The organism is Comamonas sp. 17RB, from assembly GCF_030056555.1.
In the GTDB taxonomy this organism is placed as follows: domain Bacteria; phylum Pseudomonadota; class Gammaproteobacteria; order Burkholderiales; family Burkholderiaceae_C; genus Comamonas; species Comamonas terrigena.
This window is the reverse complement of sequence record NZ_JASHHY010000008.1, coordinates 241,661-264,373: the sequence shown is the minus strand read 5'-3', so window position 1 is coordinate 264,373 and position 22,713 is coordinate 241,661. Positions and strand designations below refer to the sequence as shown.

The 22,713-nt window shown below is 63.3% G+C and carries 21 protein-coding genes; 5 read left to right on the top strand and 16 right to left on the bottom strand.

Annotated elements, in window-relative coordinates:
* Positions 1 to 76 precede the first annotated feature (76 nt).
* On the bottom strand, positions 77 to 892 hold the full coding sequence (locus tag QM470_RS15945) for a DUF817 domain-containing protein (RefSeq protein WP_280012207.1): 816 nt from the start codon (positions 890 to 892) through the stop codon (positions 77 to 79).
* 259 nt (positions 893 to 1,151) lie between these two features.
* Between QM470_RS15945 and QM470_RS15940 the strand changes: the two genes are divergently transcribed.
* A complete protein-coding gene (locus QM470_RS15940) occupies positions 1,152 to 1,853 on the top strand; it encodes a GNAT family N-acetyltransferase (protein WP_283339922.1) in 702 nt (233 codons plus the stop codon).
* Between the two features lie 180 nt (positions 1,854 to 2,033).
* Here the strand turns inward: QM470_RS15940 and pdxY are convergent, their stop codons facing one another.
* The 8 genes from pdxY to gatC all read right to left on the bottom strand — a co-directional run bounded on the left by pdxY (position 2,034) and on the right by gatC (position 9,429).
* Positions 2,034 to 2,897, bottom strand: coding sequence for a pyridoxal kinase PdxY (pdxY, locus tag QM470_RS15935; RefSeq protein WP_283339921.1), 864 nt, complete (start codon positions 2,895 to 2,897; stop codon positions 2,034 to 2,036).
* A gap of 160 nt (positions 2,898 to 3,057) precedes the next feature.
* Complete coding sequence (locus QM470_RS15930; RefSeq protein WP_283339920.1) at positions 3,058 to 3,744, bottom strand: hypothetical protein; 687 nt, start codon at positions 3,742 to 3,744, stop codon at positions 3,058 to 3,060.
* A gap of 25 nt (positions 3,745 to 3,769) precedes the next feature.
* Positions 3,770 to 3,901, bottom strand: coding sequence for a hypothetical protein (locus QM470_RS15925; RefSeq protein ID WP_283339919.1), 132 nt, complete (start codon positions 3,899 to 3,901; stop codon positions 3,770 to 3,772).
* A gap of 36 nt (positions 3,902 to 3,937) precedes the next feature.
* Positions 3,938 to 4,294 (bottom strand): hypothetical protein, encoded by a 357-nt coding sequence (locus QM470_RS15920; protein WP_283339918.1) that lies wholly within the window; start codon positions 4,292 to 4,294, stop codon positions 3,938 to 3,940.
* Between the two features lie 799 nt (positions 4,295 to 5,093).
* On the bottom strand, positions 5,094 to 6,074 hold the full coding sequence (locus tag QM470_RS15915; RefSeq protein ID WP_283339916.1) for a DUF2971 domain-containing protein: 981 nt from the start codon (positions 6,072 to 6,074) through the stop codon (positions 5,094 to 5,096).
* Positions 6,075 to 6,135: 61 nt separating this feature from the next.
* On the bottom strand, positions 6,136 to 7,593 hold the full coding sequence (gene gatB, locus QM470_RS15910; protein WP_283339914.1) for an Asp-tRNA(Asn)/Glu-tRNA(Gln) amidotransferase subunit GatB: 1,458 nt from the start codon (positions 7,591 to 7,593) through the stop codon (positions 6,136 to 6,138).
* A gap of 25 nt (positions 7,594 to 7,618) precedes the next feature.
* The gene (gene gatA / locus QM470_RS15905) at positions 7,619 to 9,109 is read right to left on the bottom strand and encodes an Asp-tRNA(Asn)/Glu-tRNA(Gln) amidotransferase subunit GatA (RefSeq protein ID WP_280012148.1); all 1,491 of its coding nucleotides are present in this window, start codon (positions 9,107 to 9,109) and stop codon (positions 7,619 to 7,621) included.
* 20 nt (positions 9,110 to 9,129) lie between these two features.
* The gene (gene gatC, locus QM470_RS15900; protein WP_283339913.1) at positions 9,130 to 9,429 is read right to left on the bottom strand and encodes an Asp-tRNA(Asn)/Glu-tRNA(Gln) amidotransferase subunit GatC; all 300 of its coding nucleotides are present in this window, start codon (positions 9,427 to 9,429) and stop codon (positions 9,130 to 9,132) included.
* 216 nt (positions 9,430 to 9,645) lie between these two features.
* On the opposite strand from gatC, the gene QM470_RS15895 reads away from it, so the two are divergent.
* The 4 genes from QM470_RS15895 to mrdA all read left to right on the top strand — a co-directional run bounded on the left by QM470_RS15895 (position 9,646) and on the right by mrdA (position 14,423).
* Positions 9,646 to 10,689, top strand: coding sequence for a rod shape-determining protein (locus QM470_RS15895; RefSeq protein ID WP_066538840.1), 1,044 nt, complete (start codon positions 9,646 to 9,648; stop codon positions 10,687 to 10,689).
* A 137-nt stretch (positions 10,690 to 10,826) separates the two neighbouring features.
* On the top strand, positions 10,827 to 11,801 hold the full coding sequence (mreC, locus tag QM470_RS15890) for a rod shape-determining protein MreC (protein ID WP_283339912.1): 975 nt from the start codon (positions 10,827 to 10,829) through the stop codon (positions 11,799 to 11,801).
* The gene (gene mreD, locus QM470_RS15885; protein WP_218333365.1) at positions 11,798 to 12,316 is read left to right on the top strand and encodes a rod shape-determining protein MreD; all 519 of its coding nucleotides are present in this window, start codon (positions 11,798 to 11,800) and stop codon (positions 12,314 to 12,316) included. The genes mreC and mreD overlap by 4 nt, the downstream gene beginning before the upstream one ends.
* A 58-nt stretch (positions 12,317 to 12,374) precedes the next feature.
* Complete coding sequence (gene mrdA / locus QM470_RS15880; protein ID WP_283339911.1) at positions 12,375 to 14,423, top strand: penicillin-binding protein 2; 2,049 nt, start codon at positions 12,375 to 12,377, stop codon at positions 14,421 to 14,423.
* A gap of 102 nt (positions 14,424 to 14,525) precedes the next feature.
* Here the strand turns inward: mrdA and QM470_RS15875 are convergent, their stop codons facing one another.
* The 7 genes from QM470_RS15875 to QM470_RS15845 form a co-directional block, all read right to left on the bottom strand.
* On the bottom strand, positions 14,526 to 15,449 hold the full coding sequence (locus QM470_RS15875) for a DMT family transporter (RefSeq protein ID WP_283339910.1): 924 nt from the start codon (positions 15,447 to 15,449) through the stop codon (positions 14,526 to 14,528).
* 148 nt (positions 15,450 to 15,597) lie between these two features.
* A complete protein-coding gene (locus tag QM470_RS15870) occupies positions 15,598 to 16,350 on the bottom strand; it encodes an amino acid ABC transporter ATP-binding protein (protein ID WP_280012140.1) in 753 nt (250 codons plus the stop codon).
* The gene (locus QM470_RS15865) at positions 16,347 to 17,129 is read right to left on the bottom strand and encodes an amino acid ABC transporter permease (protein WP_280012139.1); all 783 of its coding nucleotides are present in this window, start codon (positions 17,127 to 17,129) and stop codon (positions 16,347 to 16,349) included. Before QM470_RS15865 ends, QM470_RS15870 begins: the two co-directional genes overlap by 4 nt.
* A gap of 56 nt (positions 17,130 to 17,185) precedes the next feature.
* Positions 17,186 to 17,947 (bottom strand): ABC transporter substrate-binding protein, encoded by a 762-nt coding sequence (locus QM470_RS15860; RefSeq protein ID WP_283339909.1) that lies wholly within the window; start codon positions 17,945 to 17,947, stop codon positions 17,186 to 17,188.
* A 364-nt stretch (positions 17,948 to 18,311) separates the two neighbouring features.
* Positions 18,312 to 19,082: an ABC transporter substrate-binding protein gene (locus QM470_RS15855; RefSeq protein ID WP_283339908.1), complete on the bottom strand. Its 771-nt coding sequence runs from the start codon at positions 19,080 to 19,082 to the stop codon at positions 18,312 to 18,314.
* 297 nt (positions 19,083 to 19,379) lie between these two features.
* Positions 19,380 to 20,141, bottom strand: coding sequence for a sulfite exporter TauE/SafE family protein (locus QM470_RS15850; protein WP_066538851.1), 762 nt, complete (start codon positions 20,139 to 20,141; stop codon positions 19,380 to 19,382).
* 586 nt (positions 20,142 to 20,727) lie between these two features.
* Positions 20,728 to 22,464, bottom strand: coding sequence for a GMC family oxidoreductase (locus QM470_RS15845; RefSeq protein WP_283339907.1), 1,737 nt, complete (start codon positions 22,462 to 22,464; stop codon positions 20,728 to 20,730).
* Positions 22,465 to 22,713 lie beyond the last annotated feature (249 nt).

The following is a 22,713-nucleotide window of genomic DNA, read 5'->3' as shown; positions in this document are numbered from 1 at the left end:
GCTGGGATAGCGGCTGGCGCTGTTGCACCGTGCTGGTTTTATTGATGTTGCTCCTGCATGGCGTGGGCCCGTGCATTCACGCCGGCACGTGGATGTGCCGTTTGATGTGCTTGAGGTTGGCAACAATGGTGAACGTCATCACCACCAGCATCGACCAGGAACTCCACTTGCCCACATGCACCGTGGACCAGGCGCCCAACTGGTTGGGGTAGGCCCATACGCCGGCGAAGGTGCTGATGTTCTCGGCCAGCCAGATGAAAAAGCCGATCAGCACAAACGCCAGCAGCAGCGGCATGCGGCGGTCCCGGTCCAGCGGGCGGTAGACCACCGTGGTGCGCGCATACAGGCCCAGGGCGCAGGCGGCCAGATACCAGCGGTAGTCACCGATGTAGTGGTGGGTGAAGAAGTTGGCGTAGATCAGCACCGCCACCAGCGCTGCCATGGGGTAGAGCGGATGGTGCTGGATACGCAGGTCAAACAGGCGCCAGGCCTGGATGATGTAGCTGCCCACGGCCGCGTACATGAAGCCGGAAAACAGCGGTACGCCCCAGAGCTTGGTATAGGCAAAGTCCGGGTAGGCCCAGGACTTGATGCCGCTGGAGGTCTTGAACACTTCCAGCGCAAAGCCCACCACGTGGAACAGGCTGATGGCCTTGAGCTCATCCCAGCTCTCCAGCCGCGTTGCCACCATGGCGATCTGAATGGCCAGTGCGGCGATCAGCAGCAGATCGTAGCGCGGCACACCCCACAGCCCCGCCCTTGGGGTGACGAACACGGCGGCAAAGAACAGACCCACAAACAGGCAGCTGCGCGCATTCTTCAGGCCAAAGAACCAGAACTCCCACACAAAACGCCGCAGCCCCGTCAGCCCGGCGGGCACGGGCCGGTGCATCAGCCAATTGTCCAGGGTGTTCAAGCGGTGCAGCGTGGTGCGGGAGGAGGCAGGAGCGGTGGAGGCAGCGGGCATGGAAGGGGGCAGAGCAGATCAATCAGCCCGGCGCCACCCCGGTAGGCGGGCGCACGGGCACCGGGCGAGTATGCCCGCAGCAACGTTCAGGCCGTGGTCAGCGGGATGTAGAAGGGCAGTCCAATTGGCATGCCAAGCGCTTGGGGGTTGTCTGGGGAGCTCTGATAGGCATAGCAAATGGTCCATGCATGCGTACCTGGGCCGCATGGGCGTTCCCGCACCGCCGCCCAGCGCTGGCGGTGACAATGGCGGTTTCCTGTTTGTGGCTTGTGTGATGACTGTTGCCCCTGCGTCCGCTCCGGTGGTGGCCCCCCGTGCCCTGCATGCCCTGGCGTTGGCCCTGGCGGGCGATCCGTTTTACCGCGCTGTCAGCGTGGCCGCCGGGGAGCATGCTGGGCAGCGCGCCCAGCTGTTGGAAGCCTACTTTCAGCTGGCGCTGGACGAAGCCGCCCAGGTGGGCGAGGTGCACAGCCACGGCGCGGATGGCGCTGCGCTGTGGCTCACCCGCGAGGCCGGCCCCCGCGCCATTGCTGTGGCCCAGGCCGTGCGCAGCCAGGCACTGCAACCTTTGCTGGGCCCCCAGGGCTACCAGACCTATACCGATATCTGCAGCGCCATGGCTGCGCAAGTGCCCGCAGCGCTGGACGGGGCCTGGTACTTGTCCATCTTGGGCGTGCACCCCGCCGCGCGCGGGCAGGGGCTGGCCCAGCGTCTGCTGGCCCCCACCCTGGCGCGGGCCGACCGCGTGGGCGCTGCCAGCTACCTGGAAACCTTCAACCCGCTGAGCTTGCCGTTTTACGAACGCCTGGGGTTTGGTGGCGCGGTGGAATGCCGGGAGCCGGTCACCGGTCGCGCCTACTGGCTGTTGGTGCGGCAGCCTGGGTGAAAAAAGCTTTTCAGCACTCTGGGTTCGCCGCCACGCAAAACCTGTCCACACGCCGAGCAGAGGGCATCGCGCAGCGCGTGCGGTGCGGGCAGTGCCCAGGGCTGCAAAAATCTTTGCAAGCGGTGCCCGCGCTAGATGCCCAGTGTCAGGGGGCAGAGGCTGGCGCGGACCCGGGCGCGCTCAGCGAATCTGCCGCGCGGCAAAGTGGGCGCGGGGGGCCACATAGCTCTCCTGCGCCTGCACCAGTTGCAGCTCGCGCTGGCCACTGTCGTGGGTGCGCTGCAGCAGCTCGAACATGCTGGCGGTGGTGCGCTCCAGTGCCTGCAGGGCCGAACCCGTCGCGCCGAACTGCTGGCTGTAGTGGGCGGCAAACAGCGCTGCCGTCACATCGCCCGAGCCATTGGCCTTGAACGGCAGGTGCGGCGTGGCCACCAGCCAGGCACCGGTGGCATCGGCCGCCAGCATCTCGATGCAGCCGGGTGCCGCATCGGGACGGTGTACGCTGGTCACCAGCACCGCGCGCGGGCCTATGGCCATCACGGTATCCACCGCCGCCAGGGTGCTGTCCAGCGTGCTGGCCTCGATGCCCGCCAGATAGCCCAGCTCGAACTGGTTGGGGGTCACCAGGTCGGCGGCCGGCACCACGCGTTCGCGCAGCAGCACCGGAATGGCCGGGTTCACAAAACAGCCCGACTTGGCATTGCCCATCACCGGGTCGCAGGTGTAGGTGGCCTGGGGATTGAGTGCCTTTACCCGGTCCACGGTGGACAGGATGGCGTCGGCAATGTCGGCACCGCCCTGGTAGCCGCTGAGCACCACATCCACCTGCGCCAGGGCGCCGCGCGCCTCCATGGCATCCACGATGGCCGTCACCTCGCTGGCGGGAATGGCCGATCCGCCCCACTGGCCGTAGCCCGTGTGGTTGGAAAAATTGACGGTGTAGACCGGCCACACCTCATGCCCCAGGCGCTGCAACGGAAACACCGCTGCCGAGTTGCCGACATGGCCGTAGGAAACGTGGGATTGGATGGAAAGGATGTTCATGGCGCGCAGTGCGATGGGGGCGCACCTGCTGCCACGGGTGGTGGCGCAGGTGCGGGGAACGAAAGGAACAAAAGGGATGGTAGCGCTGTAGGACGGGGTGTCGCACAGCCCCCGCAAAAGCTGCGCTGGGCACTGCTGCCATAAAAGGCAGCAGGCACGATTACGCTGCTGCGCGTGCCTCCGCTACGGCGCCGGCATCTGCGCGGATTTCGCGCAGCGCATCCATCAACCCATACATCAGCATGTGCGAGCGCACTCGGGCTGCGGGGTGGGCATAGTCCACCACATACTTGCCAGGGGCTGTGGCCTGCCACCACACGCCACGGCGGGTGCGCCGCCAGCGCTGGGGAAGACCAACGATGTCCACAAACAAATCACCCGTGCCGCAGCACAGCGTGATGTCTGGGTCGTACAGCGCGTACTGAGCCTGGATGTAGTGGCGGTCCAGTTTTGCGTGATGCTCCAACAGTGCCGGATCACAGGTGTGCATGCCTGGCAATTTCTTCAGATTGAACGCACAGATGGACCGCAACTGCGCTTGACGGAATTCCGCATCCACCTGCTCGTAGTACGCCCAGGGTGATTCTTCGCCCTGCTGCAGCTGACGTATGCCATGCACCCAACGCGCCACATTGGTCCAGGTGGCTGCGCGCCCGCCTTCATCGGCCAGGTAGCGGCGCAGATCCCAGCCGCCGCCTTCGGGGTCGTTCACCTCCTTGAGCACCACGCAAATGCGGGGCGTGCTGGCCAGGTAATCCGCTGGCGACACCACACCGTCCGCCACCAGGCGGGGGCAGCTGGCACGCCATTGCGCAAACAGCGCGTTCTCTTGTTCGGTGATGTGCATCGTTTTTCTCCTTGTAGTGGGTGGCTTATTGGGGCTCGGGCTTGCGAGGGCACAGCATCAGTTCGGCGGCATAGCCCTGCTCCAGGCTGCGGTGAAAGTGGCTGATGGCCGCATCAAACCCCGCCATGGCGCGCCATACCGATTGCGTCTCCTTCAAGGTAAAGCGCCCGTGCAAGCACACCAGGTAGAAAAATTACTCGCCATATTCGATGCACAGCGCCCGTAGCAGGCGCTTGAGCGTGGACATATCGCATGTCTTGAACGCCTGCAGTGTGGCGTGGTGCCCATGAATGGCATGCGGCCCCAGATCAGCAAATACGTCGGCATGCTCAAAGAAGTTCTGTAAAAACAGCTGGTGGTTCAGGGGGGTAGGTGTCGGTGTGCGACATAGGGGCCCCGGTGGTGCGCCATGCACCGATTGCATGGCAGCCAGTGGAAGCTCTTGAGGAGGCGATTGGGTTTGTTTTTTGCGGCGTTGGCGCAGGTGGTGGCTTGGTGTTCCGGAGCCGGTAGTCGACCGGCGGCGACCCCATTTCTTTTGCTTCGTCAAAAGAAATGGGGGAAAGAAAAGACGACGCCTGCGGCGGGCTTGTCCGGCAGAACTCGCTATGCGACTGCGTCGCTTCGCTCAAACAACCGCCGGAAATCAGAGTTTTGTTTTGGCGTGCGCGACGCTTGCGCGCGCACGGGTGGGGTGCTGCCGGGGTGACGGAGCGGCTGGCGTCTATGGTTTTGATAGCTGCTGATTCGCTTGCAGAGCGTGTGAGGGCGGATTTGCCTCTAAGTTTTTGTGGCATGGATGCGCGCGGTGAAAAGCGGTTTTTAGCTTTTGGGCTTGTTCACCATATTTCTAGGCAAATTGGACACCGAAGCAGGTGGCATGCGCACAAGCAGCTCACATTCTTGAAAAGGCGTTTACACAGGGCGGCGATCAGGATACTTGCAGCCAAAAGTGCTGCTCACGCAATTCCCATAAGCTGGGGCAGCTCCTGAATTTGAAGAGCAAGCGAATCTAAAGCCTCATCAGCGGCGCTAGCCCACGCACACCCGGTATCCGGTACCCGCACCCGCATTGGTTCCCCATTCCCCCTTCTGCCCGTGCTGAGGAGCGCAGAGGCCGGGGTGGCTGCTGTGTCGCAGGACACAGCAGTTTCGTCAACTGACTCGCCGCAGTTGTTTTAGCGGAGCGGCACCGCCGCGCAGCGAGTTCTGCGGCGCACCCTGTGCTCGAGCACCGCAGGTTGCCCGGAGCAGAGCGGAGGGACACGGGCAGTAGGGGTGTGCTTCTTTTGCTTACTTTGCTGGCATAAGCAAGAAAAGTAGGTCGCCCGCCGAGGCGAGGCCCGACTTCAGGAGCTAGTCGTTGGTGCAAGACTTGGAGGTGTCACTGATTTTGCAGGAGTCTTTGCAGAGGTCTTTGCAGAGGTCTTTGCAGAGGTCTTTGCAGGAGCCTTTACTACTGATTTTGAAAGATCAGCTGATATAGATTTATCTACAAAGTTTACAATATCAATTCCAAAGTCATTTTCTTTTAAAACTGCTTGTTTTAATTTAATTTCAGACTTTGTTTTTTCCAGAAGTTCAACTATAGTGTCGATAGTGCTTTGGGGAGTTTTTATACCGAAGATAATTGACGTAATTTTTGAATTTATTTTAAAAGACTTATCACCTATTTTTTGAACTACACGCCACTCTCGCTCGTAGCTCCAGTCAACAGATTTTGTATATATCAGACTTCGTTTAATTTCTTTTTTTTCTTCCTCTGTTGCTGTTAGTTGTTCGTGTAGTGTGAGAATTGGTTTTTTTATTGAGTATCTGACAGGGAGCGTCAGATTGTTATCTGAAAGATCATTAGTTTTTGTGCGTTCTAACTCAATGCAAATTCCTTTGTGTTGGTCTGCATAGTGTGACCATAGCAAAATATTATCATTGATTTCACTCAGGCTTAATATTCCAGTTTTTTTGATATTTTTTGTGTAAATCTCTAATAATATTGATCCGATTTTTTCTTTGATGGCATCGTCATTATCAGAAATAGACTCTAACTTTTTTATATATGTTTCTATTTTTTGTTTTATTTCTTCGAGTTCTTCTAGACCTGCTGAATCTGTCGATTCCGATATTCTTATATTTATTTTATCTAAATCGTTTTTGAAATCTGATATAATTGAGTATTTATCTGCATTATTCAGAAGTTGAATTCCACAATCTAGAGGGTCATTGAACTTATCAGGACTAGAGAACCAAAATTCATCTTTTATTAAAATGCCTAATGATTTGTCATTGACAGATGTGTATTTGTATAAATGTTTGATTTCGGGAAAAATCATTGAAAAAGCCTCCGATTAGGAGGCTTTTTATTCGACTAGCTAGAAACTAGCAATAACTAACTTACGCTAACTTCGCTTTCAGCAGCTCATTGACCTGACCCGGATTGGCCTTGCCCTTGGACGCCTTCATCACCTGGCCGACCAGGGCGTTGAATGCCTTGTCCTTGCCGGCGCGGTATTGCTCCACATTGCCGGGGTTGGCGGCGATCACCTCGTCGATGATGGCTTCCAGCGCGCCGGTGTCGTTGGATTGCTTCAGGTCCTTGGCTTCGATGATGGCGTCCACATCGCTGCCTTCACCGCTCCACAGCGCTTCAAACACCTGCTTGGCAGAGTTGTTGCTGATGGTGCTGTCCGAAATACGGCCGATCAGAGCGCCCAGTTGCTGGCTGCTGACCTTGACCGCATCCATACCGATTTCCTCGGTGTTCAGGCGGCGGGAGATTTCACCCATCACCCAGTTGCTGACCAGCTTGGGCTGGCCGCAGGCCTTGGCAGCGTCTTCAAAGTAGGCCGCCATGGCCTGGCTCTGGGTCAGCGTGGTGGCGTCGTACGCGGGCAGGCTGTACTGCTCGACAAAGCGGGCGGCCATGGCGCGGGGCAGCTCGGGCATGCCGGCCTTGACCTGTTCCACCCACTCGGGCGCCACCACCAGCGGGGGCAGGTCGGGGTCGGGGAAGTAGCGGTAGTCGGCCGCGTCTTCCTTGGTGCGCATGGCGCGGGTCTCGCCCGTGTCGGGGTTGAACAGCACGGTGGCCTGCTGGATCTTGTGGCCGTCTTCAATCTGCTCGATCTGCCAGAGGATTTCGTAATCGATGGCGATCTGCATATTGCGGAACGAGTTCAGGTTCTTGATCTCGCGGCGGGTGCCCAGCGGCTGGCCGGGCTTGCGCACGGACACGTTGGCGTCGCAGCGGAACGAGCCTTCCTGCATGTTGCCGTCGCAGATGCCGATCCAGGTGACGATCTTGTGCAGCTCCTTGGCGTAGGCCACGGCCTCGGCGGTGCTGCGGATGTCGGGCTCGGTCACGATTTCCAGCAGCGGCGTGCCGGCGCGGTTCAGGTCGATGCCGGACTGGCCGATGAACTCGTCGTGCACGGACTTGCCGGCGTCTTCCTCCAGGTGGGCGCGCACCAGGCGCACGGTCTTGAGGACGTTTTCCTTGCCTTCTTCCAGATAGAAGCTGACTTCACCGCCTTGCACCACGGGGATCTCGAACTGCGAGATCTGGTAGCCCTTGGGCAGATCGGGGTAGAAGTAGTTCTTGCGGGCAAAGATGCTGCGCGGCGCAATGTGCGAACCCAGCGACAGGCCGAGTTTGATGGCGCATTCCACGGCGGTGCGGTTCATGACCGGCAGGGTGCCGGGCAGGGCCAGATCGACCGGGCAGGCCTGTGTGTTGGGCTCGGCACCGAAGGCGGTGCTGGCGCGGCTGAAGATTTTGCTGTGGGTGGCCAGCTGGGTGTGGGTTTCGAAGCCGATGACGACCTCGTAGCCATTGATCAGTTTCACTGTCATATGTATCTCGTCCTTCCTGCGCTTCTCAAATACCGGCGGGCGTGCGCAGGTGGAAATCGGTGGCTTGCTGGAAGCGGTGGGCCGCGTTGAGCAGCCTGGCTTCGCTGAAGTAGTTGCCGATCAGCTGCAGGCCCACGGGCATGCCACCCTCGCCAAAACCGGCGGGCAGGCTCATGCCGGGCAGGCCGGCCAGCGAAGCGGGCAGGGTGAAGATGTCGGCCAGGTAGTTGCTGACCGGGTCGGCCTTGCCGCCAATGGCCCAGGCCGTGGTGGGCGCCGCGGCGCCGGCGATCACGTCGCAGTCCTTGAAGGCGGCCTGGAAGTCGTCGGCAATCATGCGCCGGATCTTCTGGGCTTGCAGGTAGTAGGCGTCGTAATAGCCTTCCGACAGCACATAGGCGCCGATCATGATGCGGCGCTTGACCTCATCGCCAAAGCCTTCGGCGCGGGTCTTCTTGTACATATCGTTCAGGTCGGCGTAGTCCTTGGCGCGGTGGCCGAACTTCACGCCGTCAAAACGCGACAGATTGGACGAGGCTTCGGCCGGTGCCAGGATGTAGTACACGGGCACGGACAGCTCGGTGCGCGGCAGGCTCACCGGCACCAGCTTGGCGCCCAGCTTCTCGTACTCCTTCAAGGCCGCGTCGACGGCGGTGCGCACGTCGGCGCTCAGGCCTTCGCCAAAGAACTCGGCGGGAATGCCGATGCGCAGGCCTTCGATGCTGTCGCCCAGCTTGGCGCTGAAGTCTTCGGCCGGCACATCCAGGCTGGTCGAGTCGCGGTCCAGGTCGGGGCCGCACATCTCGGACAGCAGCAGCGCGCAGTCTTCGGCGCTGCGGCCCATGGGGCCGGCCTGGTCGAGGCTGGAGGCAAACGCGATCATGCCGTAGCGGCTGGCACGGCCATAGGTGGGCTTGATGCCGGTGATGCCGCAGAACGATGCGGGCTGGCGGATGGAGCCGCCGGTGTCGGTGCCGGTCACGGCCGGCGCCAGGCGGGCGGCCACGGCTGCAGCGGAACCGCCGGACGAGCCGCCGGGCACGCGGTTCGTGTCCCAGGGGTTGCGCACGGGCTGGGCGCTGTCAAAGCCGACTGGGGCAATGGCCGAGTTCTCGTTGGCGCCGCCCATGGCGAATTCGTCGCAGTTCAGCTTGCCCAGGGTGACCACGCCGGCGTCGGCCAGCTTGCGCACCACGGTGGCGTCAAAGGGCGACTGGTAGCCTTCCAGCATCTTGCTGGCGGCCGTGGTGGGGAAGTCCTTGGTGACGAAGATGTCCTTGTGCGCAATGGGCACGCCGGCCAGCTTGCCGCCACGGCCTTCGGCAATCAGGGCGTCGGCCGCCTTGGCCTGGGCCAGGGTGGCGTCTTCATTCAGGGACACAAAGGCGCCCAGGTTCTGGTGGGCCTTGGCGCGGGCCAAAAAGTGCTGTGCGGCTTCGGTGGCGGAGACGTGCTTGGCGCGCAGCTGGGCGGCCAGCTCGGCCACGCCGAGGTGGTGCAGTTCGGTGTTGCTCATGGTTCTTTGGCTGTGCGCGTTCATTCGATGACCTTGGGCACCAGGAACATACCCTTGTCCGCCGCTGGGGCGTTTTGCATATTGGCTTCGCGGTTGTTGCACTCGCTCACCACGTCGTCGCGCAGGCGCAGCACCACGTCCTGGATGGCTGCAACGGGGTGGGCCAGGGGCTGGATGCCGGAGGTATCCACAGCCTGCATTTTCTCGACGATGCCGAAAAATCCGTTCAATTGAGTGAGCATGCGCTCACTTTCAGTGGTCGAGAGCTCGAGCCGCGCCAGATTGGCGATGCGGTCGATGTCGTGCGAGGTGAGTGCCATAGAAAAAATGCCGATCAGAAACCCGATGCAATGCAGTGGTGCACTGCGTCCGGACATAAGTTATTCACAGGGGATACGGTATTATCTCGGCTTTGCCGTAATGACACCTGCAAAGACGTCATTGTGCAAAGATCCACCCCCGTTCTTCCCTGATTGCAAGTCACATATCCCGGCGATGGCAGGCCGAAGCGCATGCTGTGCCTGAGAGGAATTTGAATGTTCGGAGCCTTCCGTCGGTACTTCTCCACCGACCTCGCCATCGATCTTGGCACTGCCAATACGTTGATTTTCGCCCGCGACAAGGGCATTGTTCTGGATGAGCCTTCCGTCGTCGCCATCCGCCATGAAGGCGGCCCGCACGGCAAGAAGGTCATCCAGGCCGTGGGTGCCGAGGCCAAGGCCATGCTGGGCAAGGTGCCCGGCAATATCGAAGCCATCCGCCCGATGAAGGACGGCGTGATTGCCGACTTCGTGATCACCGAGCAGATGATCAAGCAGTTCATCAAGATGGTGCACCCCCGCTCGGTGCTGGCGCCCAACCCGCGCATCATCATCTGCGTGCCCTGCGGTTCCACCCAGGTCGAACGCCGCGCCATCAAGGATGCGGCCGAAGCGGCCGGTGCTGCCCAGGTCTATCTGATTGAAGAGCCGATGGCTGCCGGTATCGGCGCCGGTCTGCCGGTGTCCGAAGCTTCGGGCTCCATGGTGGTGGACATCGGCGGCGGCACGACCGAAGTGGGCGTGATCTCGCTGGGCGGCATGGTCTACAAGGGCTCGGTCCGCGTGGGCGGCGACAAGTTCGACGAAGCCATCATCAACTACATCCGCCGCAACTACGGCATGTTGATCGGTGAGCCCACGGCCGAACTGATCAAAAAGCAGATCGGCTCCGCTTTCCCTGGCTCCGAAGTCAAGGAAATTGAAGTCAAGGGCCGCAATCTGTCCGAAGGCGTGCCGCGCAGCTTCACCATCTCCTCGAACGAGGTGCTGGAAGCGCTGACCGATCCGCTCAACCAGATCGTCTCCGCCGTGAAGAACGCGCTGGAGCAGACCCCTCCCGAGCTGGGTGCCGACATCGCCGAGCGCGGCATGATGCTGACCGGTGGCGGTGCGCTGCTGCGTGACCTGGATCGCCTGCTGGCCGAAGAAACCGGTCTGCCCGTGCTGGTGGCCGAAGAGCCGCTGACCTGCGTGGTGCGCGGTTGCGGCATGGCTCTGGAGTCCATGGACCGCCAGGGCAGCATCTTTACCAGCGAGTAACCTTTTCGCCATGGCCGGGGCCTCCGGTCCTGGCGTTGCCCTCACCCTGTCATGAACAGCACACGCGCCCTGGATTCCGCCGTGTGCGGCGTTGCCGACGCCGCACAGGCGGCTGCTCGCCTCTCTGGAGGCCGCGCATGAGCATGGGCACGCTGGAGCGCAGCGCTCCTTCCATGTTCAAGCAGGGCCCTTCCGCCCTGTCGCAGCTGGTGGCCTACAGCGCTTTGGCGCTGTTTTTGATGGTGGCCGACGCCCGCTTCAAAGTGGTGGAGCCGGTGCGCCAGGTGGTGTCCACCGTGCTGTATCCGGTGCAGTGGGCCATGGTGCAGCCGATCCGCTTCTTCAGCGGCGGCGTGACATATTTCGACGACCTGGAAACCGCGCAGCAAGAAGCCCAGGAGGCCCGCCAGGCCATGCTGGCCATGGCACAGCGCGCAACCCAGTCCGATCAGCTGCTGCAGGAAAACGAGCAGCTGCGCCAGCTGCTGGGGCTGCGGGACCGCGTGACCGTGCCGGCCAAGGCAGCGCAGGTGATCTACGACACCCCCGATCCGTACACCCGCCGCGTCGTCATCGACAAAGGCCAGGTGGCGGGCGTGCTGGCCGGCTCGCCGGTCATCGACGAGCGCGGCGTGCTGGGCCAGGTGACGCGGGTGCAGCCTTTCCTGAGCGAGGTGCGCCTGCTGGTGGACCGCGACCAGGCCATCCCCGTGCTGAACCAGCGCACCGGTGAACGCAGCGTGGCCTACGGCGATCCGTCGTCGCTGCGCAGCGATGGCATGGAGCTACGCTTCATGCCCAGCAATGCCGATGTGAAGGAAGGCGATCTACTGACCACCAGCGGTGTGGACGGGGTCTACCCCTCGGGCCTGCCGGTGGCCAAGGTCTCCAAGGTGGAGCGCCGCGCCGAGTCGGCCTTTGCCCGCATCTATTGCGAACCCGTGGCCCGCCTGCAGGGTGCGCGCCACGTGATGATTCTGGAACCCATGGACAAGGTGCTGCCGGACACCCCGCATGCACCCGAGCCACCCACCGCCAAGCGCGATGACAAGTCCGCCAGCCGCCGCTCCACGGACGTGCGCCTGCCGGGACAGAAGGAGGCCAAGCCATGATCATGCCCCGCGGCCAAGAGCTGATGATGCCGGTGAACCCGCTGTTCATCGCGCTGACCATCGTCGTGGCGCTGGCCCTGAACATGCTGCCCTGGGGCGGTTGGGTCTGGATGCCGGACTGGCTGCTGCTGGTGCTGGCCTTCTGGGGCGTGCACCAGTCCGGCAAGGTGGGCATGGGCATCGGTTTTTTCCTGGGCCTGAGCATGGACGTGCACCAGTCTGCGCTGCTGGGCCAGCATGCGCTGTCCTATGTGCTGCTGATGTTCGCCTGCCGCCAGGCCAGCCGCCGCGTACTGTGGTTCAACGTGCTGATCCAGGCCATGTACATGGCGCCGCTCTTTGTGATGGCCCATGCCGTGGAAGTGGTGGTGCGCATGGTGGCCGGCGGCATCTTCCCCGGCCCCTGGGTGCTGATCGCTCCGCTGATCGAAGCCCTGCTGTGGCCGGTGGCCAGCTGGATTCTGCTGGCACCGCAACGCCGTCCCCCGGACCGGGACAGCAACCGCCCGCTGTGAGGAGCTGCGCCATGCACAGCCGCAGCCCGGTGCGGGCGCATGCAAAAACGGAACGACCATGGTGAACCTGGACGTACGCAACACCGAATCCGAGCTGATGGACTTCCGCGTCCGTGTCTGGGTGATCGGCGTGGTGGTCATGCTGCTGCTGGGGGTGGTCTGGGCACGCCTGGTGGTCCTGCAGGTGGTGCGCCATGACGCCTATGCCGAGCGTGCGGAAAGCAACCGCACGGCGGTGGTGCCCATCGTGCCCAACCGGGGCCAGATCCTGGACCGCAACGGTGTGGTGCTGGCCTCCAACTATTCCGCCTACACGCTGGAAATCACCCGCTCCAAGGTCGAGAACCTGGAAGAGACCATCGACCAGCTGGCCGAGGTGGTGGAGATCAGCCAGCGCGATCGCCGCAAGTTCAAACGGCTGATGGAGGACTCCAAGAGCTTCGAGTCCATTCCCATCCGCACCCGCCTGAGCGATGTGGAAGTGGCCAAGTTCGCCGCCCAGCGCTGGCGCTTTCCGGGCGTGGACATCCAGGCCCGCCTGTTCCGCTCCTATCCGCTGGAAAACGTGGGCAGCCACATCGTGGGCTATATCGGCCGCATCAACCAGCGGGAAAAAGAAGCCATCGAGGATTGGGAAGATGCCGCCAACTACCGTGGCACCGAAGTCATCGGCAAGCTGGGCATAGAGCAAAGCTACGAAAAAGAGCTGCACGGCCAGACGGGCTGGGAGCAGCTGGAAACCTCTGCCGGTGGCTATGCCGTGCGCCGCCTCAACAGCCGCCCCGCCACGCCGGGGGATTCCATCGTGCTGTCGCTGGACATCCGCCTGCAGAAGATGGTGGAAGAGTTGTATGGCAACCGCCGCGGTGCGCTGGTGGCCATCGATCCACGCAACGGCGAGGTGCTGGCCATGGTCAGCAAGCCCACCTATGACCTGAACCTGTTCGTGGGCGGCATCGACACCGAGAACTGGGCCATGCTCAATGAGTCCATCGACCGGCCTATGCTCAACCGTGCGCTGCGCGGCACCTACCCGCCGGGCTCCACCTTCAAGCCGTTCATGGCGATTGCCGGTCTGGAAAGCGGCAAGCGCACGCCGGACACCATCATCATGGACAACGGCAGCTGGACATTCGGCGGCCACACCTTCCGTTCCGGCCACCCGAACGGCCCGACCAATCTGCGCCGCTCCATCATCAAGTCGTCCAATGTGTACTACTACATGCTGGCCAACGACATGGGCGTGGAATCCATCCACGACTGGCTGGCGCCCATGGGCTTTGGCCAGCTGACGGGGGTGGACCTGAAGGGCGAGGTGCGCGGCGTGCTGCCCAACCAGGAGTGGAAGCGCAACACCTACAAGCGCCCCGAGCAGAAGAAGTGGTTTGCCGGTGAAACCATCTCCCTGGGCATTGGCCAGGGCTATAACAACTTCACCATTTTGCAGATCGCCAACGCCATGGCCATGCTGGCCAACCATGGCGTCAAGAACAAGCCGCAGCTGGGGCTGGGGCGGGTGGACGCGGTGAGCCGTGAATACCAGCCTCTGCCGCGCGATGCTGCGCAGCCCATGGGCTACAAGTCCAGCAATGTCGAAGCGGTGCGCAGCGCGGTGGCCGCGGTGACGGTGGAGGGTACGGCACGGGGCGTGTTCATGGGCGCTTCCTACCAGTCGGCCGGCAAGACCGGTACCGCCCAGGCCGTGGGCGTGCGCCAGAACGAGAAGTACAACGCCTCCAGGCTGAGCGAATACCAGCGCGACCATTCGCTCTACATCGCCTATGCGCCGGTGGAAAATCCCACCATCGCCCTGGCCGTGATCGTGGAGAACGCCGGCTTTGGCGCCGCGGCCGCGGCCCCCATTGCCCGCCGCGTGATGGACTACTGGCTGCTGGGCCGCTACCCCAGCGAGGACGACATCGCCGCCATGCGCAAAGGCCAGGCCTCCACGCCCATCGGTCCCTCGCGCAATGCCAACGACATCCCCATGCCTGGTGAGACCCTTCCGCTGGCGGGCCTGCCGGTGCACCAGCTGCCCGACTACCGCACCGATGGGGCCGCCGCAGTGGCCGCCCCGAGCGGGCCGGTGGAAGTCGAGGAAGACTGAGCGCTGCGGGTCCGGGTCTGCAGAGGGCCCGGCAGGAGCAGGCATGAAAAAAGGCGCCTCAGGGCGCCTTTTTGATGGGGCGTGCCAAGCACCGGGTGGGGTTCAGGGCTTGGCTGCTTCGGGCAGTGCGCCGCCATCTGCCTCCGGCCGGGCCGGCGCGGCCGGGGTCCACTGGCTGAAGATCAGCGCCACCACGATCAGGGCCGCACCGGCCATAGCCACGGGGCCCATCTGCTCGCCGATCAGCACCCAGGCCGTCAGCGCGGCAAACACCGGCTCCAGCCCAAAAACGATGGCGCTGCGCATGGCATCCACGCGCTGCTGGCCCCAGGCCTGCAGCGTCACCACGATCACGCTGGCAATCAGGCCCAGGTAGACCACGGCCATCCAGGCCGTGGAGTCCAGCGCGGCAGCGCCTTCCCACAGTGCCCCGAAACCGCCTTGCAGGGCCAGCGCCGCCGTGGCGCAGCCCAGCATCACCGTGGCCTGGGCCGCGGCCATGCGCGTGGCGCGCAGCGGTGCGGCGGCCGTGCGGCGCGCTGCTTCTTCCAGTGCCAGGATGTAGATGGCATAGAACAGCGTGCTGGCCAGGGTCAGGGTGTCCCCCCAGTTCCAGGGCGCGTCTTCAAAGAACATGAAAAACATGCCGGCCAGTGCCATGGCGCAGGCGACCCACAGCTGCCAGCCGTAGCGCCGGCCCAGCACGGCCATAGCCAGCATGGGGACCACCAGCACATTCAGGCCGGTGACAAAGGCGTTGCGGTTGCTGCTGGTGTGGGCCAGGCCTTCCACCTGCAGCCAGAAGGCGATGAACATCAAGCCACCCAGCAGCAGGCCCCAGCGGCGTTCGCTGCGGCGCATGCCGCGCCACAGGGGCAGCAGCACGGCGCTGGCGATGATGAAGCGCAGCCAGATGATTTCCAGCGCCGACAGGTGGCCGGACAGCAGCTTCATGGCCGGGAAGGTCGTGCCCCAGACCACGGTGACGGTCAACAGGGCCGCCAGGCCCCAGCGTTCGGTGCGCATACGCAACCCACTTTCAGTGCCTGCGCGCAGGCAGCAGGCGGTCAAAACGACACAGCAGCAGCCTGCGCTCTTGCAGTGGCTGTCTGGAACGCATTGCTGCGCAAGATGGCCACTGCACGCACACGGCGTGCTCCTTTTTTCGATACGCTCAGGCGCTCATGCGGCCGATGAAGGCGCGGATACGGTCATTGGCAGGGTTGCTGAAGAACTCGGCGGGCGGCGCATCGTGGGCAATGCAGCCCTGGTCGAAGAACATCACGCGGTCGGCCACTTCACGGGCAAAGCCCATTTCGTGGGTCACGACGATCATGGTCATGCCGGCCTTGGCCAGCTGGCGCATCACGTCCAGCACTTCCTGCACCATCTCGGGGTCGAGTGCGCTGGTGGGCTCGTCGAACAGCATCACCTTGGGCTCCATGGCCAGCGCACGGGCAATGGCCACGCGCTGCTGCTGGCCACCGGACAGCTGCCAGGGGTATTTGTGCGCATGGGCTTCCATGCCCACGCGCTTGAGCAGGGCCATGGCCTTTTCGTTGGCCTGGGCGCGCGGCAGCTTGTGGATGCGGCGGGGCGCCAGCGTCACGTTGTCCAGCACGCTCATGTGGCCGAATAGATTGAACTGCTGGAACACCATGCCGACTTCGCTGCGCTGCTTGAGCAGCGTGGCCTCGTCGTCGGTCACTTCCGTGCCGCCGATGGTGATGGAGCCGCTGTCGTGCGGCTCCAGCCGGTTGATGGCGCGCAGCAGCGTGCTCTTGCCGGAGCCGGAGGCGCCGATGATCACGGTCACCTCGCCGGTGCGGAACACCGTGGACACGCCTTTGAGCACCTCGTGGTTGCCAAAGGATTTGCGCACATTCTGCGCAACGATATAAGGGGAGCCGGTTTGCGTGGTGCTCATTTGGCGCGTCCTTCCACGTCAAAGCGGTACTCGATGGCATGCGTCACCTGGGTCACCAGCGTGGTCAGAATCAGGTAGGTGATGGCCACCGTCACCAGCGTCTGCACCGGCTGGAAGGTGGCCGACTGGATGCGGTTGCCCACATTGGTCAGCTCCACCACACCAATCGCATAGGCCAGCGAGGAATCCTTGAGCAGGGCCACAAAGTTGCTCACCAGCGGCGGCAGCGAAATCTTGAACGCCTGGGGGAACACCACATCCAGGAACACGCGGGTCTTGGGCAGGCCCAGGGCGCGGGCGGCTTCGGTCTGGCCGCGGGGCACGGCCAGCAGACCGGCGCGGATGGCTTCGGCGTTGTAGGCGCCGGCGTTCAGGCCCAGGGCGACCACGGCCGCGGCGAAGTCCGGCAGGTTCAGGCCAGGCACCAGCACCGGCAGTGCGAAGTAGACAAACAGGATCTGCACCAGCAGCGGCGTGCCGCGGATGGCCCAGATATAGAAACTGGCAATCCAGCGCAGCCAGGCCAGGCGGGAGGTGCGGGCGAGTGCGGCACCGGTGCCCAGCACCAGGCCCACGGCGCCGGAGACCAGCGTCAGGTACAGCGTGGTGAGTGCGCCTTCGGCGAACAGTTCGGCATTGGAGCCAATGGGTTCAGGGAAATACGAGAGGAACTGACCGAGCAGGGACAGCACCAGCACCATCAGCAGCAGGGCGGCGATCAGCGTGGCATTGCTGCGCTGGGTGCGGCTCCAGTGCGCGGGCCAGAGGGCGAGAAACATGGGCGAATGGCGAAAAAAGCAAACGGCCAGGCCGGGAGGGCCTGGCCGTCAGGGGTTTACTTGCAGGTGATGTCTTCTTGGAAGTACTTCTTGGAGATGGCGCCCACGGTGCCATCGGCAATCGCTTCCTTCAGGGCCTTGTTCCAGGCATCGGCCAGGCCCTGGTTGCCCTTGGAGACGGCGGCGGCAATGTGTTCGATGAACAGCATGTCACCGGCCTTGAAGCCGGCCTTGGGGGCCTTGGCCAGCATTTCCTTGGCGACGAAACGGTCGGTCACCCAGGCGTCGACACGCTTGGAGCCCAGGGCGCTGCGTGCGGCTTCGTCGGTGGGGAAGTTTTTCACTTCCTTGACGCCGGCCACTTTCTTCACGTTGTCCATGTAGCTGGTGCCGGTCTGCACGGCCACGACCTTGCCAGCCAGATCGCCGGCCTTGGAGATGGACGGTGTCAGCGACACAATCTGGCCGCCCGAGCAGTAATGGGGCAGCGTGAAGGTCACGGCCTTGGCGCGTTCTTCGGTGACTCCGTGCGAGGCGATCACCAGATCCCAGCGGTCCTGGGCCAGGCCGGTCAGCAGGGCGTCAAAGCCCACGGTCTTCCACTCGAACTTCAGGCCCATCTTCTTGGCCACGGCTTCGCCGACTTCGATTTCGTAGCCGGTCAGCTGCTTGCCCTTGAAGAAGTTGAAGGGAGCGTACTGGCCTTCGGATGCCAGAACGATGGTGCCGCTCTTCTGGATCTCTTCCAGCGGACGGGCTTGGGCAATAACGGCACCGCACAAAGCGGCAGCCACGGCAACGGCCTTCAACACTTGCATACGCACTCCTCGTTTCCTTGTGGAATGTTGTTCTGAACAAAAACCGGCTGGCAGGGCAGCCGGTCATTGATTATGGGGAGCAGGGGCGCCAGAGCGCAAAGTGCCTAAACCCACATTAGCAAAATTATAGGGAGATATATGCTTATGCCCTATGGCCTCTATAGCGTGCGGAATATGGCTGCATGCGATTTTCATGGAGTGTGGCTGCACACTTTCTGTGTGTCGCAAGATTCCTGACAGTTTGGCAACACCCGGGCACCGGGTGTTGCGCAGGACCCCACAGGGGGGATCTGTCAGGCGACCTGGGAGGTGTGCTGGCGCGTGCCGCCAGCGCTTTTCTCAGGCAGCCGCTGCCAAGCAGGACTTATTCAGGGCAGCGGATATCTTCCTTGAACCACTTCTGCGAAATCTTGGCGTAGCTGCCGTCCTTCAGCGATTCGGTAAACGCCTTGTTCCAGGCGCCGACCAGGCTCTGGTTGCCCTTGGCCACGGCCGCGGCAATGCGTTCGACGAACAGCATTTCGCCCTGCTTGAACTGGATGCTGGGGTTCTTGGCCAGCATTTCCTTGGCCAGGAAGCGCTCGGTGACCCAGGCATCGGCGCGCTTGGACATCAGCGCATGCATGGCGGCTTCGTTGGTGGGGAAGTTCACCACGCGCTTCACACCGGGCACATGCTTTTGCACATAGTCCAGGTAGGTGGTGCCGGTCTGGGCCGAGACGGTCTTGCCGGCCAGGTCCTTGCCGCCCTTGATGCTGTCGGACAGCGAAATCACCTGGGCACCCGAGCAGTAATGGGGCAGGGTGAAGGTCACGGCCTTTTCGCGTTCGGGCGTGATGCCGTGCGAGGAGATCACCAGATCCCAGCGGTCCTGGGACAGACCGGTCAGCAGGGAGTCGAAGGGAATGGTCTTCCATTCGAACTTCACTCCCATCTTCTGGGCCATCAGTTCGGCCAGGTCCACTTCAAAGCCCACCAGCTTCTTGCCTTCAAAGTAGGCAAACGGGGCGTAATAGCCTTCGGTGGCCAGGCGCAGCGTGCCGTCCTTCTGGATGGCGTCGAACGAACGGGCTTGGGCAGCGGTCGCGCCCAGCAGGGCCAGGGTGGCCGCAGCAATCAGGGAAATGCGTTTCATGGGAATGGGTTCCAGCAGCCGTCGCGCAGGACAAGTGCCCCGGCCCCGGATGGACGGAGCGCGCCTGCATGATCAGCAGGTTCACAGTGAGGGCCCACAGCCGCCGGACCGCGGGATGCCGCAAAGGGCATCGTGCAAGGCGGTGGGCTGGGCTGTGTCGCGCGGCGGTGCGGTGGCACCGGCGTTGTGCGCGGCTTTAAGGCGAAAGCAGGCCCATTATAGAAGCGAGGCCCCGTGGCCGCAGATGGCGGGCTTCGCGGCCCGCGTGCACGGGAGGGCTTGCAGGCGCGCGCGGGCTCAGAGCAGCTTGAAAGCGTCCCAGCCGGTCTTCAGGATCAGCAGACTCACCACGCCGATGAAAATGGTGCGCACAAAGCCCGTGCCGTGGCGCAGGGCCATCCAGGTGCCCAGCATGCTGCCCAGCACATTGGCCACGGCCAGCGGGATGGCGAAATGCCACCACACATGGCCCTTGAGCGAGAACAGCAGCAGCGCTGCCGCGTTGGACGCCAGGTTCAGCAGCTTGGCGCTGGCCGAGGCGTTCAGGAAGTCATAGCCCAGCAGACGTACGAACAGAAAGACAAAGAAGCTGCCGGTGCCGGGGCCAAAGAAGCCGTCATAAAAGCCGATCAGCAGGCCGATGGCGCTGGCCGCCCACATCTCGGTGCGGCCGGTCAGGCGCGGTGCATGGTCGCGGCCCAGCTCCTTCTTGGCCAGGGTGTACAGCAGCACGCCCAGCAGGATGAAGGGCAGCAGGATGCGCAGGAAGTCGGGCTTGATCAGGGTGACCGCCCAGGCCCCCAGAAAGGCGCCGACCAGGGTGGCGCCAATGGCCGGCACCAGCGTGACCCAGGTGATGCGCACCCTGTGGCTGTACTGCCAGGCCGAAATCGCGGTGCCCCAGACGGCGGCGCTTTTGTTGGTGCCGAACAGCGTAGCGGGGGTGGTGGTGGGAAAGGCCGCAAACATGGCCGGAACCAGGATCAGACCGCCGCCCCCCACGATGGCATCCACAAAACCGGCCAGTGCCGAGGCGAGGGAGACGAGTATCCATTCCATAGTGGCGCGGATTGTCGCACCGCCATGGGCCGCCGCTGTGCTGCAGGGGCTGAATTCAGCAGGCAATAAAAAAGCGCCGGTCAATGCCGGCGCTGGGAAAGCAATCTCGATGTCGGATGCTTTTTATGAATATTGGTCTGGTTGTGTCGAGTCGTCTCCTCGGCTCCTCCGTGTCGCACCGTGGTGCGCTCAGAAGTGGGGCTACTGTAAGACTTGCACTGACGCGGTGCATCGGGGATTTCCCGCAGCGGGAAGACCGCTGGTTGTCACGACTGCAAGCAGGTGCAACCGTTTGGGCGGCCACGGCCTGCATGGCGCAGGAGGCAACGGCTTGTGCGCACTTACAAAATAGGAGCTTACAGCGTACATGCACCAGGCTTCGGCGGCTTGATGGAGATCAGGTTGGGCATGGAATAAGCCCTCGCTGCTCTGATTTTTGGATGCCCGCCGCACGCACCGTCCTGGTGCGTGTCCCGCGCTGTGTGAACCCGGGCAGACGGCAGCCCTGCATGGACCGCCAGCGACCAGGAGGGGCGCGCTGACGGTGACGCCTTCACCCCGTGCTCTGGGGGCGGGCCGGGGCGGCTCAGGCGGTTGCCGTTTCCGGCACGGGCGCCACCGCTGCATGCTGGCGGCGTACCTGCCGGTCGGCGCGGATCCATTCGGCCGCCTTCTCGGCCATCATCAGCGTGGGGCTGTTGGTGTTGCCGCTGGTGATGGTGGGCATGGCGCCGGCGTCCACCACGCGCAGCCCGGCCACCAGGCCGCCCCGCCCGTCGCGCACGCGCAGGCGGCTGTCCAGCACGGCGTTCGGGTCGCCGTCCCGGCCCATGGCGGTGGTGCCTACGGGGTGGAAGATGGTGGTGGCAATGTCGCCCGCCAGGCGGGCCAGGTCTTCATCGCTCTGGTACTGGGGGCCGGGCTTCCACTCTTCAGGCTGGTAGGGTGCCAGCGCCGGCTGGGCAGCGATGCGGCGCGTCACGCGCAGGCTGTCGGCCGCCACCTGGCGGTCTTCGGGCGTGGACAGGTAGTTGGGGGCAATCGCCGGCGCGTCCTTGAAATGGGCGCTGGTGATCTGCACCGTGCCCCGGCTGGTGGGGTTGAGGTTGCAGACGCTGGCGGTGAAGGCCGGAAACGGGTGCAGCGGCTCGCCGAACGCATCCAGCGATAAGGGCTGCACGTGGTATTCCAGATTGGGATGGGGCTGGTGGGGGTCGCTGCGCGTGAACGCCCCCAGCTGCGAGGGTGCCATGCTCATCGGGCCGCTGCGCCTGAAGGCGTATTCCATGCCGATCTTGGCCTTGCCCCACAGCGAGCTGGCCATCACGTTCAGCGTGGGTGCGCCCCGCACCTTGTAGACGGCGCGGATCTGCAGATGGTCCTGCAGATTGGCGCCCACCCCGGGCAGATCGCACAGCGTGGGAATGCCATGCTGCTGCAGCAGGCTACCCGGGCCGATGCCCGACAGCTGCAGCAGCTGGGGCGAATTGACGGCGCCCGCGCTGAGCACCACTTCCTCGCTGGCATGGGCCACCAGGCGTTCATCGCCCGTCCACACTTCCACGCCGGTGCAGCGCAGGCTGCCGTCCGCCTGGCGCTGGGTGAGCAGGCGCGTGGCCTGGGCGCAGGTCCACAGTTCGAAATTGGGCCGCCCGTAGCAGGTGGGGCGCAAAAATGCCTTGGCCGTATTCCAGCGCAGCCCGGCTTTCTGGTTGACTTCGAAGTAGCCCACGCCTTCGTTGGTGCCGCGGTTGAAATCGTCGGTGGCCGGAATGCCGGCCTGTTGCGCCGCCTGGGCAAAGGCGTCCAGGATGTCCCAGCGCAGGCGCTGCTTTTCCACCCGCCATTCGCCGGTGCTGCCGGTGGCCTTGTTGCCGTGCAGGCGCTTGAAGTTCTCGTTCACGCCTTCGGGCTGGTCCAGGCGCCAGTGGTCTTCGTGGCGGCGGAATGCGGGCAGCACGCTGTCCCAGGTCCAGGCGTCGTCGCCGGTGATCTGCGCCCAGCCGTCATAGTCGCGGGCCTGGCCCCGCATATAGATCATGCCGTTGATGCTGGAGCACCCTCCCAGCGTCTTGCCGCGCGGGTAGCGCAGGCGGCGGCCGTTCAGGCCGGCGTCGGGTTCGGTCTGGTAGAGCCAGTCGGTGCGCGGATTGCCGATGCAGTACAGGTAGCCGACGGGGATGTGGATCCAGTGGTAGTCGTCCTTGCGGCCCGCTTCGATCAGCAGCACGCGCAGGCTGCGGTCTGCGCTCAGGCGGTTGGCAAGCAGGGCGCCAGCGGTGCCACCGCCGATGATGATGTAGTCAAACTGGTTGTCGCTCATGGGGTGCACAGGCCGCAAAAAAGAGGTCCGGCTCGCTGGAAGCCGGGGTCAATGGGATGGCAACGATTGTGGGAAACGGCCTGTCACTGTCGAGAGGGAAAACGGCAGCTTGCTTGTAAAGATGTAGCTGCATAGGTACGCAGAACTTGATTTGCCGCGGGTTTTTGATAAATATTGCAGCGCCACATCCTGCGGATGCAGCGGATTGCGATGCAGGGCGGTCGTGCCAGGGCGCGGCGCTGCCGTTAT